The organism is Paenibacillus sp. VMFN-D1 (assembly GCF_003386155.1).
Lineage (GTDB): Bacteria > Bacillota > Bacilli > Paenibacillales > Paenibacillaceae > Paenibacillus_AQ > Paenibacillus_AQ favisporus.
This window is the reverse complement of sequence record NZ_QRDU01000001.1, coordinates 1359614-1376644: the sequence shown is the minus strand read 5'-3', so window position 1 is coordinate 1376644 and position 17031 is coordinate 1359614. Positions and strand designations below refer to the sequence as shown.

Here is a 17031-nt window from a genome sequence, read left to right as displayed (position 1 = left end):
GCAGTTGCTAACGCGCCAGCTTACGTGAAGAACGGGTACACATGGTGAACGGCACTGTGAAGAAGATGGCGTAGCTTACCCTCTGGCCCAACTCGGAATGTGCCGCGTGAATCCTATCATCTCTAAACACGTCAAAACCCTCACCTATCAAACATGATAAGTGAGGGTTTTATCTTATCAGACCATGATACTTCTGTGAATGACTAAACACCAAATTGATTTAAGTGATGGTCCAGGTGCTTGTATAATCCTTTTCCCCATTGCTCAGGAGTCAGCTTTCCAAAAAAGGGATGTGGGTGAGACGTGCATTTTTCCGGGCCATTCCTTTGGAATGTTATAATTTTTTGTTTTAATTTTACTTTTTCGGTTTCAAATTCTTTTTCTTCTACAATCATAATTGTAGGAATCGTGGACATGTTGCGGGCAGGTGGCTTGTCATTATAAAACATGGGTTTCACAAACGTTCCAATGAATATGCCTAACCATCCTCTTGGGGGAAAGGAATTGCCCATTGCAATGTCATGGAACGATGAGCAATGAGCTAGCATTTGGGCAACATCCATCTTACCCCATTGAGCGCGTGAATTTGGACTCAATTTGTCTATCCGGCTCAAGATCTCGGCAGTGTCCGTTTGATTAAAGATGTTTTTCATCACAGACTCCTTCAATTTATTGAATGACAACTGAATAGCTAGACAGCTACAAAGCTTATTATACCTTTATTCGCCTACTCGATTTCTTCGGGATTGCTATTCCATTGCAGCATCTTTTGCATGCAAACGTCTACTGCCTGATAACGTAACGATGGCAGCCGATGATTTGGGCCGGCTGCCGTCGTGTCATGAATGAACTATTGTTCACCGACCTTCAATTACCCTTGGTACTTCCCCATATCGATGGTCATGCTCTTCGTTTGTTCTATTTACTGCGGCTATCATACGCCGTCTGATAAATTTCGAGATACCGCTTCAGATTCATGGCATCCAATTGGCTGACATAGCTATCCCAGTCCTGATCCAAACTTGCATCGCCAATCATGAACCGGGCGATCATTTCATCAACGTAATCATTGATGGTCTTTGCCAAATCCGCAGCCTCGGTTGCCTGCTCATTGGTCAGGAAGAGCGGAGGGAGCGTACTCACATCTGTCGGCTTATAGGGTTCATATTTATTTTTCGTTTCCTGATATAATATAACCTCCAGATCGTCGTCCCCTTTTGCAACTGCAGACAATCGGAAGTCATTGGTACGCAGCGCCGGGCCCGTCTGTGCCCAGTTCACATTTTGTACGGTGCCAAACGATTTAAGCTCAGACCATACCGCCGGCTTGCCGTTAATGCCAATCTCCCCTTTCTCCGCATCACGCCACTCCTGCCCAGGACGGCCGTATACGCTGCGGAGTGTCTGCTCTTTTTCATACAACCCGTCCGCCCAGCGCATCGCCAGCTCGGGATTCTTCGCTTTTTTCGTAATCACAAACGCTCCCGGAGTCAATGCCGTAGTATCCACGGCTGCAAACCGTTTGCCTTCCGGCCCTTTTAATGGAGGGACAGCTTTATATTCAAGCCATCGGCCGCTGTCGCCAAGCAGTTGGGTAAACACCCCTTGGTGTCCGCCCGTGGATGCTCCCATGATGACGGCATTCTGATTTTCTCCCAGCTGAATCAGCTGGTTTTCGTCCTGGGTAAACGATTCTTGAGCAATCAGCCCCTCTTGGTACAGCTTTTGAATATACCGGAGGCCTTCACGCCACTCCGGCTTGTTGTAGCCGACGTCGACCTTGCCCTCCTTGACGAACATATGCTTATAGCCTGATCCATAGATCGGGTTATAGATAAAAGAGTTCATGAGGAAAGCGTCGATCGAGGATCTCCACGACTTTTGGGTGATAGCCAGCGGAATTTCATCTTTTTTGCCGTTCCCGTTCGGGTCCTGTTCTTTGAACGCCTTCAGCACTTGGTACAAGTCCTCCGTCGTTTCAGGCATCTTCAGATTCAATTTTTTGAGCCAAGGCTCGTAGATCCACATCTTTTGGCTCATGGAACAATGATAGCAGTCATTGACTTCCGGCAGTGCATAGATGTTTCCGTCTATAGCCGTAATCATGGATTTGATTTCCGGATTTTCTTGAAACATTTTTTTCGTTTGCAGCCCCTGCTTTTCAATCAGATCATTCAAGGGAAGAAAAGCTCCCTGCGAGCCATAAATCATTTGCTGTGACGGAGAAATGTTCAGGCCCATAATCACATCGGGATAATCTTCACTCGCCAGTACGAGGTTCAGCTTTTCCTGCATGCTTTGCTCGGGGACGACTTCCCATTCGATGTGCACATTCGTTTTTTCTTCATACCATTTCGTGAATTCGTTCGTTTCGAAATTTTCGACCAGCGGGTTGCCGCGCACCATGACCTTAAGCGTTGTCTTCTCTTGGACCAGCGGGTAGGTGCCTGGCGCCGTCAGTTGAATGTCCGTTCCGGATGCTTTCTGATCCGGCTCCGCTGCCTTGGATCCTGATTCCGTAGAGCATCCTGCCAGCAGCAAGCTCAGAACAGCAGCCAGACCAATGGTTTTTTTCACGAAGTTCCTCATAACAGCCCTCCATCATATTGGGGTATTAGCCTTTCAACGATCCGATCATGACCCCTTTGACAAAAAATTTCTGCACAAACGGGTATACGACAAGCAGCGGGAAGGACGTAACCACAATAAGCGAATACTTTAACAGCTCCCGCAATCCCTGCCGTGCAGCAGCGGTTTTGGCATCTCCGAGCATGTCAATATTGACTTCATTTTGAACCAGAATGTCGCGGAGAACCAATTGAAGCGGATACAATTCTGCTCGTTTCAAATAAATCATCGCGTTAAAATACTGATTCCAGTGACCCACTGCATAAAACAAGGCAATAACCGCTAATATGGGCCCGGACAAAGGAAGAACGATGCGGAGCAAGAAGCGTAGATCGCTGCACCCATCTAGTTGAGAAGCTTCGAGGAGCTCATCCGGAATCGTCGTCTGAAAGTAAGTCCGCATAATGATCACATTCCAAACCGAAAGAGCGGCTGGAAGCAGCATCGCCCATACGGTGTCGATCATGCCTAGATCTTTGACAAGCAAATACGAAGGAATGAGTCCTCCGCTAAACATCATCGTGAATACAAAGAGCAGCATAAAACCATTTCTCCCCCGAAAATCCTTGCGGGATAGCGGGTAGGCTGCCATCACACTGAATACCAGATTAATCCCGGTTCCAGCAACAGTATAAAACATCGTATTGATAAAGCCCTTAACGACCATGGCATTTTTGAAGACAGCCCGATAGCCTTCTAAAGTAGGCTCAACCGGCCATAGCCATACCCTGCCGGATAAAACAGCCGTGCTGGAACTAAATGATGCACTGACGACAAATATGAGCGGATACAGGACAACGATCAAAATAATGGATAACACGGCATAATTCAGTAGGGTGAACCATCGGTCGGCCCTCGCTTCCTTCATAATGGATGGTTTCATAGCTTGCATCCCCTTCTACCATAAGCTTTCTTGCTTCAGTTTCTTCGCGGTCTGATTCACGACTAACAGCAGAATAAAGCCGATGACAGACTTGAAAAGTCCGATCGCCGTTGCATAGGAGAAGTTCATAGCCTGGGAAACCAGGCCGACTTTATACACATAAGTGTCAATGACTTCCGAGGAACGGAGGTTCAGTGAGTTTTGCATAAGCAAAATTTTCTCAAAGCCTGTCTCCATCATCTGACCTGTATTCAGAATCAACAGGATGACCGCAATGGGCATAATCCCCGGGAGATCGATATGCCGCATGCGCTGCACCTTGGTAGCCCCGTCCATCACGGCTGCTTCATGCAGTGCGGGATCAATCCCCGATAGCGCAGCCAGGTAAATAATGCAGGAAAAACCCGTATTTTGCCATACGTTAGACCATACGTAGATCGATTGAAACCAGGAAGCCTTGGCCATAAAATGGTAGGGTCCAAGCCCTGCCCATCCAAGCACCGTGTTAATCATTCCTGTCCGGGGATCGAGAAACTGCAGCAGCAGTCCTACCAATACAACCAAAGAAATGAAATAAGGAGCATAGGTCACCATCTGAACCGTATTTTTGAAACGGCGGTTCCTGACGTAATTCAGACCGAGTGCTAGCGCAATCGGAAACGGGAAGCTCGCCAGTAAGGTGTAGAAACTGATGGAAAGCGTATTTTTCAGCAGCCTCCAGAACTCATGGGACCGGAAAAATCGCTCAAACTGCCCAAACCCGACCCAGGGGCTCCCCGTAATCCCTTTGGTCACATTAAATTCCTTGAATGCGATTTGGGCCCCATACATCGGCACGTATTTAAAAATGATGATATACAGCAGCGGCAGCAAAAAAAGTGCGTACAACTGCCAGCCTTTCCTCAACTCCTTCAACGTCTTCAGCTTCATCCCCCCCTTACTTTGCCATGTGGTACCGGCCGGTGATCGAAGTATAGAACGGTGAGGAATTCCGCGTAAATCTGCACGTTTTTTGCACTACGCGAAATTTTAGAAAAGGCATTATTCCCGATTCATGGACTATACAAATCTTAAGTCATAAAAGCATTAGGCTTGATTTAAACGCCTGTATTCGGTCGCGCTTACTCCATTGGCCCGTTTAAACGCACGGCTGAAAGAATTAAGGGAAAGGTAGCCGACGGAGAGGGCGATTTCACTAATAGGCCTGTTTTCTCCGGCGAGTAAGGCTTTGGCCTTGTTCATACGGATATCTTCCAAGTAGTCGGAAAAGTTAAGTCCTGTGTGCTCTTTAAAAAAGTAGGATACGTATGCCTCGGAAGTACGTGCCTCCCTCGCCAGCATAGCCAGACTAAGGTCCGGATCATGAAAATGTTCGTGGATAAAGGATGCGAGTTGGGCGGCAAGCTTATCGTTATGGCTTTTTTTACGCCGCTCGTTCTGTCTGCACAGCTCAAGCAGTGCCCGTTGAACCATGTCTATCAAAGAAGCCGGTTCTATGCGGGGGTCGGCTGCCTTCAGAATGGTATCCATCTCCGGCATCATACCGTCTGGTCCCTGCTGCCCCCGTTCGCGGCATTTCAAAAGCGTTCCACAGAGTTCCTGAGACAGAATGCGTTCTACGGCAAGGGATGGCTGCCGCTCTGCATTATTTTTATCCCGAATCATCTGGATCAGCTGTTGAGTTTCCCCGTAATTCCCGGATTTCACCATCTGAATCAGCCTCTGCTCCACGTCGGAAGGGAAAAAGTATGCAGGAACCGTTAATTTCATATCATCATGAAATATAATCTGTTCTCTTCCGCCCCAGTAGGCATGATTCTGGACGAATATGGCCTCCCCAAAAGAACGGTAAATTTCCGTCAACCGACTCTGCTGTCCGCCTACTGCAATGGTGATTCCGGCTTGGTGCAGACCAAGGATTTGATCAAAAATACGAGTAACCCGGTGTTTGACATCTTCGCGGCACCGCTCTTCCGTGTCTGCATGGCTGCTTAGCAACAAGGCAAGCTGGTTTTCCCCCAGATCATGAATGTTCAACGAGTCGGCTTCCATCCCTGAAATCCGGTCAGAGACGGCCAGCTTTACAAAATCGAGCTCAGTGAGCATCGCTTCATTATAAGGTGCCTGATATCCCCCCAGCCGGATGACCGCTAACGTATGGCAGCTGCCGCATATGGAAATCCTGGCATGATCCATAGCATTCTCCAAGTCCTCCATAGAGGTAAAGCCTCCCTTTAGGAGCCTGTCAAAAAACACACTTTGCATGAGCGGGAGCTGCTCATCCAGCCTGCGTCTTAACTGTTCACGGCTGTCAATCAGCTCGGATACCGAATCGTGGATATCCTCCATTGCATTTAGCCGAAGCAGGTGGTTCCGATTAGTCCCCCTTCTGGCGGCCGAGGGAAGCATTCGCTGGAGCTTGATGACGGGAGTGCTGCTACGGTAAGCCAGAACAAAGGCTGCGACAAGCCCCAAAGCCAGCGCTGCCGTGAACACACTTAGCGTAAGCTCTTTGATGTAATGTGCCTTCCTGAGTACGACTGCCTCGGGCTGTGCCGCCACATAGGTCCATCCATTGTATCCAGAGGTAGTTTGAGTGATCAGCATATCTTCACCTTTCCACTGGCCTCTGGAAAACCCTCCTCTTACTGGAAGCGCTTTCAAATTTGAGTCTGGATGCACATCTCCAATTTGACTGATCACCCTCCCGTTCTGATCCGCAATGTAAGCAAAGCCCCCTTGCTCTATATTGATGTGACTCAGCATCTCCTGAATCTGCTTATTATCGATTAACACCGTTATAATTCCCTGGCTGTCCCTGCTCCCGAAAGACTGCATGTAACTCACAACCGAATAGGATTTGCCTTCATACTTTACCTCAGTTCCAGGCATGTAGGTCTTATAATGAAATTCATTGAACAATTGCTTATACCATTCCTCATAAGATAAGCCTTCATAATGAAGCTGCAGATCATAAAGCTGCCTGCTCGTGTATACCTTTCCCGGCGAAACGACCATACCGCTGTTTTTGTAAGCGATATAATAGTCAACGATAAAATGATTAAAGACCTGGTAATCGAACAGGCTTTTTTCGAGTTCCCAGAGCCTGTAGGGATGCGTATCGGAAAACGGTGATTTGACAAACTGAAACGAGAGCACTTTGGACTCGCTGGACATTTGCCGAGCGATCGTCTCAATTTCGGCAAACCGTCGATCAAGCGATTCCCTGACCTGGCCCAGTACCGCTGAATTTCTTTCCCGCGATTCACTCTCAACCAGCTCGGATGTTTTGTGATAAGCAAACCAACCAACCAGTAGCGAGGCCAATAAAATGACGGCGTACGGCACAAATAAACGGAATAACAGCACTGCGTGGCTACCTGATGCTTCTTTCAAATGGGTTCCATCCTTTCTAGAGTTATCGGTAACTCCAATATAGCAAGAACCAGGTAAGCCGTCATTAATAATGAAAACTATAAAAATGTCTAACTATATCGGTCAATTAGTGATCACTGCACATGGACATAGCTGGAGCGGGCGGGATCTTCAACGCGCTTCAGCGTACGCAAGAAAACACCTCGCCCACAAGCTTCCGTCATTGGGCCGAAACGGTTCTAAAGCCGGCTTTTGACGCTACTTGAAAGGAACTTGAGTACTCCATTTCGTAACAGCTGCGGACGATAATATCTGCCCACGGCTGCTGCTGGTTTTTCTAGTTCCTTAGGAATGGAAATTTCGGTAAATATGTACTTCATGTTAAACTTAGATTCTATAATCAAATGAACCACCCGCAACTGCAATGGTCCCAGTACGCACCCATTTCATTGCCTGCAATACCAAAGGCGATGAATTGTTACCATTGACTTCATCAAAGTCCAGCCAAATAGCCCCTTCTGAATCTTGTCCTTCAAACGCTTCAATGGCATTAGTGATCTCTTCCGAATCAACATCAACTTCATATAGAATCGCAATATGATGTAAATTTTCTATTGTATGATCTTGTAAGGTCCACATGACAGAAAAATCACAAACCCCAATATTTTTGAGCTTTCGAACTGTGTATCCCGTTTCTTCTCGGAGTTCTCTTATGACCCCTTGCTCTAAAGACTCCATCTTCTCTAATCGACCACCAGGTAAATCATATTTCCCCGTGTAAGGACCTAGAACTTTTCGAATAACTAATATACAGTGATCAGTTGTACAAATTCCATAGACCCCCATATGCCGATGAAAATTGTCATTGATATCAGTCACCCTACCATTCCCCCAAGCTAACTGTATTTATGCTTACCATTTTACATTCGGGGCTAAAAATTTTTATTGTCAAGGATTAACGTTTGTCTGACCCCAAGAAATATAGGTAAGGATTGATTTATCCGAACGGTACGATCCTGTTCAATCAAAAAGAAGAGCGCGGTCCATAACAATGGGACTGCGCTCTCGTTGATATTAACCCGGTGAGGATGTCCTCGGCGGGTACTTGAATTAGGTTATTTAAGGGTTGCTCAGCAATTTCTTGCCTGCCGCAATGGTGTTTGCTGTATTGGCCACACGTTTTCCTAGGGCTTCTCCCAGCCCGAGACCTTTCGTAAATAACGATTGGATCAGGTCATCGCGGGTATCTTCGACAGGGGATGTCACTCCGACCCCATAATAACTGCCGTACAGTGCATTCTCCGGAATATTAGCCGGCAAGCCGACAACCATCATGCCTTGATGCAGCATCGGTGTAACCAGGTTTAGCAAGGTCGCCTCGATCCCGCCATGAATGGTTGCCGTGGTACAAAATACTGCGCCGATTTTATCAACCAACGTCCCGTTTGCCCACAGATACCCGAGCTTATCGATCCATTCCTTTAAGCCGGAGCTAATCGTGCCGAAGTGTCCGGGGCATCCCCAAATAATCGCATCCATATCGGCAAGATCTTTGACGTTTGCCTTACTCACGTGATTGATGAACACCTCCGTGCCTTCCACGCTTTGGGCGCCTTTGGCAATGGAGCGGGCCAGCTGTTCTGTATGCCCCGCTTCGCTATCATACACAATATAGATTTTCATCGATTGATCTCCTCTCTTGATCGCTGTTCAAACGCGCTTCTTTATTTGTTTTCCTTTAGGAGCCCGTTCAATTTCTTGAGCGTTTCCCGGTAAGCCTGGTCGGGGGACATTTCTTTTTCATCCGGTTCCGCTGCCTCCTGGTTAGTGGCATCCTTCAGTTTCAGCAGCGCCTTCCGGTATTCTTTATCGGTGAATTGCCCTTCGTCTTTCTCAGGCTGAGACGGGGTTAAAAACCCTCGAATGGCATTTCGGAATTCGCTGTCCTTATTTTGCATGTCCGCGTGAGCCGCTACCTCCGCGAGTGCCGGTTGGTCTACCGGTTGGGCTACAGCTGCAGCTGGCGCCGGTTGGGCCGCCGACTCACTCGCCTCGGGCGCTTTAACCGGTACCTGCAACGTATCCTCTTGCGGCTTCACCTTGCGGATGAAGAACGCCAGGACAAGCGCAGCGACAGTCAGCCAAGTGGCCACGACGAAGGACTGGTTGATGCCGTAAATGGTCGCCTGCTGCGTAACCTCGGCCATCTTCGCAGCGTCTTTCGGGTTGATATGGCCTGCGATGACGAGGTCTTTCCCGTGCGAGGCCGCTCTGTTCGTCATGACTGTGACGAGCAAGGCGGTTCCGAGCGCGCCTGATACGTTCCGCAGCGTCTGGGACATCGCCGAGCCGTGCGCGTTCAGGCGGCGCGGCAGCTGGTTGAGGCCTGCTGTCTGGATCGGCATCATCAGCATGGACATCCCGAACATCCGCGCCGTATAAATGAGCATCATATGGTTGTATGATGAATCGGCTTCCAGATGGCTGAACTCGTACGTCGTGATGGTTGTGATGATAAGACCGGCGACAGCCAGCCAGCGCGCACCGATTTTGTCGAATACCATGCCCGTGATCGGGGACATGATACCCATCAGAATAGCCCCCGGCAGCAGCAGGAGACCGGAATCAAGCGGCGAAAAGTGGCGGATGTTCTGTAAGAAGATTGGCAGCAGGATCATGCCGGAAAACATCGCCATGGTAATGATGGCGTTAATCAGGGATGTGAGCGAGAACATGGAATATTTGAACACGCGCATTTCGAGCAGCGGATTCTTCACCATGATCGAGCGCACAATGAACAGGATGAGCGCGACCGCGCCGACGGCCAGGCAGATGATGACTTCCTCCGAGTCCCAGCCTTTCGTACCGGCTTCACTGAAGCCGTACAGCAGTCCGCCGAAGCCGAGTGTCGACAGGATCACACTCAGGACGTCGAGCTTCGGACGGGACGTCTTGATGACGTCCTTCATCGAGAAGGCGCCGAAAATCACGGCGATGATCGCGAGCGGCAGTACGATGTAGAACAGCACGTGCCAGTCATAATTCTCGACGATCCAGCCGGAGAGCGTTGGTCCGATGGCCGGCGCGAAAATCATTGCGACCCCCATCAGGCCCATTGCTTTACCGCGTTCCTCGACCGGGAAGATGGTCAGCGTAACGACCGTCATAAGCGGCATTAGAATGCCGGCACCGCAAGCCTGCACGAGACGGCCGGCCAGCAGCCAGCTGAAATCGCCGGATAACGCACAGATGACCGTGCCCAGTGCAAACATGGATGAGGCTACCAGAAACAATTTCCGGGTTGTAAACCGGTTAATCAGGAAGGCACTGACGGGCACGAGTACGCCGTTCACCAGCATATAACCGTTAGACAGCCACTGGATCGTGCTTTCCGTTACATTGAGATCCGCCATCATTTTCGGTAGCGCGACGTTAAGCACCGTTTGGCTTAACAGCGCCACAAACGCGGCGATGAGCAAGGAGGCCATGATCGGCCCCTTGCGCAAGTGTTTGGATACCATAGTGGTCATGGCTTAAGCTTCTTCCTCTCTATAATTTCTTAAAAGATGCAGTACTTTTTGCTGGATGCGGTCAAGCTCCCGCTGGTCTTCCTCAGGCAGCTCAAGCAGGGACCGCATCATGTGCAAGCGGGTGGCTTCCGTCTCGCGCCAGAGCGCCATCCCTTTCTCGGAAAGGGTCAGCGTCATCGCTCGCCTGTCGGTTTCAGTCCTCTCCCGGTCTACGAGACCGGCCTTGACCATCCGATCGACGATGCCGCTGGTCGTGCTGTTGCCGAGTTTCACCTTTTCGGCAAGGTCCGAAAGGCGGATCTCGGGGTGCTCCCGCAGCACCCTCAGCACGATCAGCTGCAGCGCAGTGAGTTTATGCTTGCTCGCCGCTTTGGTCATCAGCTGGAAGAACGCCTGATGGACCTCACGGTAGCTTTGGAATATTTCCAGGATCCGTTGTTCTTGCAACGTAAAGCTCCCTTCGCAAATATTTCGCATGCGAACTATTATCTAACCATTCAATCGATATGTCAATAAGTTCATAGTAGTAAATGTAGTCACGAACGTTCTGTTCAACAAGGAGCGCCATTGTACAGGTTACACCTTCGGGATAGGACAAATCTGACGTTAATGTAGTATCAATCGATACGATAAGGGCTTAATCAACGGGAGCAATGAACCCTTAGGGTGACACGTTCAAGTAAGGCTCTAAATGGTTTTATGGTTATAAAAAAAACCGCAGCTACGCGGCTACCCAGCGTGTATGTTCTTGTCGTCTAACATTATTATACAGGCACCTCCACCTCTCCATTCATCCTAATATTTCCCTTAACGGAATTAATATCTCTAATCTGCCAAAAAATAAAACACCAATGATCAATATAATGTGAGCATTTTAAGCAGGAAAATCCATGCAAAAAGGTTACTGCAGACTCTTGAGAAATTTCAAAATGATCCCATGTAACCTGACACTGTCATGTGCCTGGGTATCGCTCCATCGCCATGGATAAAAAGGACTACATCAGCATTCTTGGGCAGCACCAAAACAGCCGTTAGATTGACTGCTGTTCACTCAGCATGTCAATTCCCATTCATCAGCAATCATAACCATCGCCCTTTTATACCAGCAAAAAAAAAGCAGCCTAAGATTTGCCGGCTGCTGTTGCGCTGTATGGTTTATTATCCTCCGTTAGCTTAAAGCTTATTTATTAATTTCTGAATGGCCAAGTGCTGCGTTAATTAAAGAAGTATCAAAATAATAAGGAAATGCTTCTACGACTAAATCGTCCTTAATTTTTAAGATTTGAGCGAAAGGTAATTGAACTTCTTTCTCAGATTGTCTAGCCGTTGCCACTAAAGTCCCCCCCATAAAAAGGGTGTCACCATCTAATGTAGCAACCATGTTCTCAACGTTCATGGAACTCCAAGTATTATGCATCGTATTAAAGAGTTTTCCAAGTTCTTCATAACCACACCAATCGCCCGGATAAGGCAGGGATGCAGGCTCATGAACAACGATATCGGGGTGAAAGGCAGATTTTATACCGCTAAAGTCATTTCCATCCGAGCGCATAAATTCCATTTCGGCTGAAAACATTCGATGCAATATTCCCATTGCCTTCGTGCTGTTATCACTCCATGTATCATCCATTCATATTATCCTCCGTTCATATTATCCTCAACTTCATCTCGATTATAGAACAAAGGATCTTTCGATTTGTTGCTGTGATATCCCCGCCTAATTGAAATAGGTTCAGCATATAGAAGCTAACTTTTCACAACAATGACAAATGTGACGATCGCCGCCATATCCGTCTTCGGCAATGAATTTGGCGGGTTATAGAGCGTTATGTAGTACGTCCCGGGTCCCTTCGCCGGCTTAAATCGGTACGAGAAAGCACCATCCTTTACAGGAACGGTTACAGTCTTACTATCGACTTTATCCACATGGTAGCTGAGGCGAAGCGAATCGAAGGATAATCCGTCCAGCTTGCCCTGAATGGTAACATAGCCGGACTCGTTCGTCTCCGCATACCCGGCCGGCCAAGCGATACCGTCGGAGGACTGCAGCTTCAGCTCCGTCTTCAAGCCATCATAATACGGGATACCGCTGTAACGAAACGGAATTTGATTCGGCGAAAGATCAGCCTTGATCGGCACGTTCATAATAACCTGCTTCGTCTGCAAATCTTGCAGCACAAGCTCGTTGTCGCCGGGAAGCAGTGCAATACTGATATCAGCAACGTTATATTTGAAGCTGTTATAGCCAACCGGCGGTTTGTGCTGCACATAATTCCAGCCATTCCAGCTGCCGTCCCGGCTGTAGCGGCTATTGCTGTAAGTAAAGGAAGGCCCTCCGACGCTGAGCACGGAGACCGGATAATCTGCCTGATCGCTCGTTTGCAACAGCCGATAGTTCCCAGCCCAGTGGCGATCATGAACCGTAATCTGCTTGAGCGCGGCGTTGTAATCGATCGGCAGGCCGAACTGCTCGGTCATAAAACGGAGCGGAACAAGCGTTGTGCCCGCTTCAACCTGGGTCGGCAGGGTGGCGATCTTCTTGCCGCTGCGATCAACCTCACCTGTCTTCAAATTTAGCTTCAACTCGTTATGCCAACCGTTTTGTGATAAATAGACGGCTCCTTCATTGCTCACATACTGGATTTCGCCACCGATCACATGCACAATATCCCGCAGCGGCAAAAATACCGATCCATTGTAAACAACCGGTTTATGAGCTAGCCGGATAAATTGGTTTTCATAAGGCATAAACATGTGGTCGCGTCCAATTTGCAGATTGAGCTGCTTATCCACCGGAAGCAAAATAACGCTTGCATAGTCCAGCAAATTAATAACCGGCCGGAAGCTTGTCAGCATGGATGTAAAATCGGACTGAGCCGTCCCCGTCAACACAAAGGAGTAGAACGTTGAATTATCCACGGTCCAGCTTGCGGCATAGGTGACGTTTGAAGTCCCCTGTCCTGTGATAAGTACCGTGCCTTTAGAGCCGGCTACCGGAGCGCCTGATTTCGCTAGGCCGCTTAACATTTGATAGAGTGGATTGGCCTGCGGATTGCTCCTGCCCTGCGATGATTGCCCCTTAGCCGCTCCCTCCACATAGTAATCCCATCCATCCTTATTGAGCAGCAGCGAGGCCGTCGACGGAATTTGCAGCTTGGCCGATCCCGCTTGTCCCGCCTTAAGCCGAAACAGAACATTAGGAGCTTGCAGCTCTTTCGCAGAATCGGCTTGCGCTGCCGGTACCGGCAGCGTATCTTTGACTGCCTGCAGCTCCGGTGTCCGATAACCTAGAATTTCATAGCCGTCCGATGTGAACCGGCTCTTGTAACCGTAATACTGCCAAGCCGAATCCGGCAAACGGGTCGGTAAAAACGCGGTAACCGTACTATGCAGGTATAATTGTTCAGCAAGCGGTCTCATAAAATAGTTATAGTAGCCGAACCCTGGTTCTAGCGTGACATGATCTTCCGGATTTTCCGTATAGCCCTGAATGGTTTCCGCATAGCCATTTGGTTCAGCAAGTACAGACGTTTCGCTATACGCTTGAGTCACAGCCATCAGTATGGCAGTAGCAACAGAAGCCTGCAGCCACCGCTTCACACTTTTCTTCCTTATCATCGATATCCCCGCCTCCAAACACATTCATTCGAACCTTACGACGGTTGCGCCGAACCGCCGCTGTCCCCTTTATGTATCATATAGACGGTCATTCTCCCGCTTTGTTGCGAAACTATTGTTCATTTTTGATCTCAAAGATTTTTTGCAGGGTACGAATGAGCAGCGTTCTTTCATTATCCGTTTCCTGGTGTTTGTCTCCCGCTCCTGCATCCATATACCCTTCTACAAGCCTGTACCCGAACATTAGGAGAATCATCTCATAAACGCAGTTATCCGTTATGTGCGAAATATCCGCTTGTTCCGAAAAGCCCTTGTAATACGCCGGGATACATCTATGGTAGTATTCAACCATGTGTTCAATATCGGCTTCATCCGCGATAAGGCTTGCCATATCTTCACCTAAATAGCCCCACCCCGTGGTATCCCAGTCGATGAGTATAATGTTACCGTCTGAATAAATAATGTTTGTCACCCAAAAATCTCTATGGCACAGCACGATGGGCAGCTTTTCAATACGGCTGAATATTTCGTCCGCGCTTTCATCTATGTCGATGAGCATGTTACATAGATGTTTGGGGATACCGCAATCTTCGGAACGGATATAATCATACACTCGATTCCATGACCGGTAGTGAAGATAGATATCCTTCATATACTCCGCTCTGCTCAGATTGGTCATATTTTGTAAAAAAGCTGGCTGTTCGGCATATAACTTGCCCTGGAACCGTCCTAATTCCTCGGCTGCACGCTCATACATATCGCCGGTCAAGTCCAGACCCGATATGCCGTCGATATATTCCATCCATATCTGTGTTTCGTTCTCTTCTTCGTTCATTTCGACGTGATAACATTCTGGCCAACGGAATGATTCAGAAAACAAGGCGCCAAAATTGGACTTATAAAAATCATATTCTCTGCGCCATGAATCGGGATCCCTGTAACGTTCCCATTTCTTCTGCGTTTTTACAACGAGGTTATAGGCGATTTCACTGCCATCTGTGGTTTGGGCATGGCCCGTTACAAGCTGTACATTACCTACTGTACCGCCATGTAAAGGTTTAGTCTGGATATCGGCACAGATGATTTCAATACCAAGCATTTGGCTTAGAACCTGCGTCAGCGTTTCGGCATTGATCTCGCTCATCATGAAGTCCTCCAATCGTTTTAACAAGGTAACCCTTTGTCGTACTTCAAGTTTAGGCTGCCATCCTGTACAAATGAAGGGAAAAAGTAATTTAAAAAAAACTTCACCTGAATGGTTATTTTTGATCCGATGTACTTGACTATGACGTAAGGTCATAGTGCATAATTCTCACTATAAATTACCAGAGGTGAGAGAAATGATTATAAGAACACTGCGCTCAGATCGCATTTATCAAAAAGTTGCCCAGGCTTTGCCCGAGGACAAACTCGAATTATTCAGAAACGAAATGATGGCTCCCTTTATGAAACAATGGGAAATTCAACAGATCCCTTTCAGGGCTGAAGAGGCGAATGGATTTGACGTTATTACGTTTAATAGCATGATGCATCGATCCCCTGATCAGATTACCCCTCAGATATCGGCAGAGATCGAGCAGATTTCGTCTGATTCCTTTTGGTTAGAGTGTGAGCATGCTGTACAGAAAAGCCTGGGTCTATTTGCAGAGCATGGAATTCACCTCCCCGTATCCGAATATTTGTTTACCCTGCAGCTAGGGAATCCGGAAAGCCGTGCTCTAACCATTAACGAAGGATATAGCGGCTTTGGGGGCATTCCGGGGTTTATCTGGGGTACGCTCTTGCCAAATGATTACACCATTCCTCGCATGAAGGTTGCGCTGGCTCACGAATGCAACCATAATGTGCGATATCAATTTATTCAGTGGGATCACACCGTTCATTTAGGCGAGCTTATTGTCAGCGAAGGATTAGCTGAAAATTATGCTGCGTTCATGTTTGGCGAAGAATGGCTCGGCCCTTGGGTAACGAAAACAAACGCAGACACCCTTAACAGGCACATTAAGCCTGTGCTTAGCGAGAAATTGCACGTAACAGGGTTTGATCAAATCGCTCCGTATCTTTACGGCGACGAGATCGCCAAACTTCAAAACTTTAAACCAGTCAATATGCCTTATAGCGCCGGTTACGCTTGCGGATATTATTTAATCCAGTATTATTTAAGGAAAACAGGAAAAACGATCTTTGAGGCAACGATAACGCCCGCTGCTCAAATACTAGATGAGGTCGAAGGATTTTGGGATGAAGAAACCATATTTAACAGTTAATGATATTGTTCAGATTACAGGCATTACAGCTCGGACCCTGCATTATTACGATAGAATTCATTTATTTAAACCGACACATCTGACGGAAAAAGGATATCGACTATACGATCGAAGCAGTTTGGAAAAACTACAAACGATTTTGTTCTTAAAGGAATTGGATTTTTCCTTGAAAGAAATTGGCGACATTTTAAAGTTGACTAAGCAAGAACAGAAACAAATATTAAAGAAGCAAGGACAAACCTTATTATCGAAAAAGCAAAGACTGGAAACGATCATGGCGGCTCTCGAAGAATATGTGTCGGGAAATGATATTAGCCATTTGGAAATCTTCAACAGTACTTCTGCTCTGCCATTGAGAGAACAATATGCAAATGAGGCAAGATTCATTTATGGTGAGACAGAGGCGTATCAAGCGTATAATGAAACGTTGGAAGCATGTTCACCCGCAGAAAAAGAGGAACGTCTTTCAGCCATGGAGGAAATATTCAAACAAATGGCGTCTTGTATCCATCAGGATCCTTCCTCCGAAGAAGTGCAGCGATTCATCGAAGAGTGGAAAAAAATTTTAATGCAATTCATGCCTTGTGATGCAGCGTTACTGGCTTGCATTGCCAAAACTTATAAATTCGATACCCGATTCACAAGCTACTTTAATCAATACAGTAATGAGGATTTAGCAGATTTTCTTTACCGTGCAATCATGTCCCATATCAATCGGTAAAGACGGTAC

Annotated in this window: 14 protein-coding genes; 2 read left to right on the top strand and 12 right to left on the bottom strand. The window is 47.6% G+C overall.

Annotated features, from left to right (window positions below):
- Nucleotides 1-203 precede the first annotated feature (203 nt).
- The 12 genes from C7820_RS06470 to C7820_RS06415 all read right to left on the bottom strand — a co-directional run bounded on the left by C7820_RS06470 (nt 204) and on the right by C7820_RS06415 (nt 15181).
- Nucleotides 204-653, bottom strand: a complete 450-nt coding sequence (locus C7820_RS06470; RefSeq protein ID WP_116230236.1) for a DUF1569 domain-containing protein — start codon at nt 651-653, stop codon at nt 204-206.
- A 265-nt stretch (nt 654-918) separates the two neighbouring features.
- Complete coding sequence (locus C7820_RS06465; protein ID WP_116230235.1) at nt 919-2589, bottom strand: ABC transporter substrate-binding protein; 1671 nt, start codon at nt 2587-2589, stop codon at nt 919-921.
- A gap of 25 nt (nt 2590-2614) precedes the next feature.
- Entirely contained in the window at nt 2615-3511 is an 897-nt protein-coding gene (locus C7820_RS06460) for a carbohydrate ABC transporter permease (protein WP_116230234.1), read from the bottom strand.
- Nucleotides 3512-3526: 15 nt separating this feature from the next.
- Nucleotides 3527-4441, bottom strand: a complete 915-nt coding sequence (locus tag C7820_RS06455; protein WP_163875335.1) for an ABC transporter permease — start codon at nt 4439-4441, stop codon at nt 3527-3529.
- A gap of 156 nt (nt 4442-4597) precedes the next feature.
- Nucleotides 4598-6907 (bottom strand): helix-turn-helix domain-containing protein, encoded by a 2310-nt coding sequence (locus tag C7820_RS06450; protein WP_116230233.1) that lies wholly within the window; start codon nt 6905-6907, stop codon nt 4598-4600.
- 366 nt (nt 6908-7273) lie between these two features.
- Nucleotides 7274-7765, bottom strand: coding sequence for an NUDIX hydrolase (locus C7820_RS06445; RefSeq protein ID WP_258875137.1), 492 nt, complete (start codon nt 7763-7765; stop codon nt 7274-7276).
- Between the two features lie 240 nt (nt 7766-8005).
- A complete protein-coding gene (locus C7820_RS06440) occupies nt 8006-8569 on the bottom strand; it encodes an NAD(P)H-dependent oxidoreductase (protein ID WP_105442686.1) in 564 nt (187 codons plus the stop codon).
- A gap of 41 nt (nt 8570-8610) precedes the next feature.
- Nucleotides 8611-10416: a DHA2 family efflux MFS transporter permease subunit gene (locus tag C7820_RS06435; protein ID WP_116230232.1), complete on the bottom strand. Its 1806-nt coding sequence runs from the start codon at nt 10414-10416 to the stop codon at nt 8611-8613.
- 3 nt (nt 10417-10419) lie between these two features.
- Nucleotides 10420-10863 carry a MarR family winged helix-turn-helix transcriptional regulator gene (locus C7820_RS06430; protein WP_116230231.1) on the bottom strand — a complete coding sequence of 148 codons (444 nt, stop codon included), beginning with the start codon at nt 10861-10863 and terminating at the stop codon, nt 10420-10422.
- A gap of 733 nt (nt 10864-11596) precedes the next feature.
- Entirely contained in the window at nt 11597-12046 is a 450-nt protein-coding gene (locus C7820_RS06425) for a nuclear transport factor 2 family protein (RefSeq protein WP_116230230.1), read from the bottom strand.
- Nucleotides 12047-12162: 116 nt separating this feature from the next.
- Nucleotides 12163-14034, bottom strand: coding sequence for a stalk domain-containing protein (locus C7820_RS06420; RefSeq protein WP_181908948.1), 1872 nt, complete (start codon nt 14032-14034; stop codon nt 12163-12165).
- Between the two features lie 112 nt (nt 14035-14146).
- A complete protein-coding gene (locus tag C7820_RS06415) occupies nt 14147-15181 on the bottom strand; it encodes an aminoglycoside phosphotransferase family protein (RefSeq protein WP_258875136.1) in 1035 nt (344 codons plus the stop codon).
- 193 nt (nt 15182-15374) lie between these two features.
- On the opposite strand from C7820_RS06415, the gene C7820_RS06410 reads away from it, so the two are divergent.
- Nucleotides 15375-16301 (top strand): DUF2268 domain-containing putative Zn-dependent protease, encoded by a 927-nt coding sequence (locus tag C7820_RS06410; protein ID WP_116230227.1) that lies wholly within the window; start codon nt 15375-15377, stop codon nt 16299-16301.
- On the top strand, nt 16276-17022 hold the full coding sequence (locus tag C7820_RS06405) for a MerR family transcriptional regulator (RefSeq protein WP_116230226.1): 747 nt from the start codon (nt 16276-16278) through the stop codon (nt 17020-17022). Before C7820_RS06410 ends, C7820_RS06405 begins: the two co-directional genes overlap by 26 nt.
- Nucleotides 17023-17031 lie beyond the last annotated feature (9 nt).

Bases quoted from the DNA above. Each gene is read 5' to 3' on its own strand.
- C7820_RS06470 (WP_116230236.1), bottom strand. From the start codon at position 653: ATGAAAAACATCTTTAATCAAACGGACACTGCCGAGATCTTGAGCCGG.
- C7820_RS06455 (WP_163875335.1), bottom strand. From the start codon at position 4,441: ATGAAGCTGAAGACGTTGAAGGAGTTGAGGAAAGGCTGGCAGTTGTAC.
- C7820_RS06460 (WP_116230234.1), bottom strand. From the start codon at position 3,511: ATGAAACCATCCATTATGAAGGAAGCGAGGGCCGACCGATGGTTCACC.
- C7820_RS06410 (WP_116230227.1), top strand. From the start codon at position 15,375: ATGATTATAAGAACACTGCGCTCAGATCGCATTTATCAAAAAGTTGCC.
- C7820_RS06435 (WP_116230232.1), bottom strand. From the start codon at position 10,416: ATGACCACTATGGTATCCAAACACTTGCGCAAGGGGCCGATCATGGCC.
- C7820_RS06425 (WP_116230230.1), bottom strand. From the start codon at position 12,046: ATGGATGATACATGGAGTGATAACAGCACGAAGGCAATGGGAATATTG.
- C7820_RS06415 (WP_258875136.1), bottom strand. From the start codon at position 15,181: ATGATGAGCGAGATCAATGCCGAAACGCTGACGCAGGTTCTAAGCCAA.
- C7820_RS06405 (WP_116230226.1), top strand. From the start codon at position 16,276: ATGAAGAAACCATATTTAACAGTTAATGATATTGTTCAGATTACAGGC.
- C7820_RS06440 (WP_105442686.1), bottom strand. From the start codon at position 8,569: ATGAAAATCTATATTGTGTATGATAGCGAAGCGGGGCATACAGAACAG.
- C7820_RS06465 (WP_116230235.1), bottom strand. From the start codon at position 2,589: ATGAGGAACTTCGTGAAAAAAACCATTGGTCTGGCTGCTGTTCTGAGC.
- C7820_RS06420 (WP_181908948.1), bottom strand. From the start codon at position 14,034: ATGATAAGGAAGAAAAGTGTGAAGCGGTGGCTGCAGGCTTCTGTTGCT.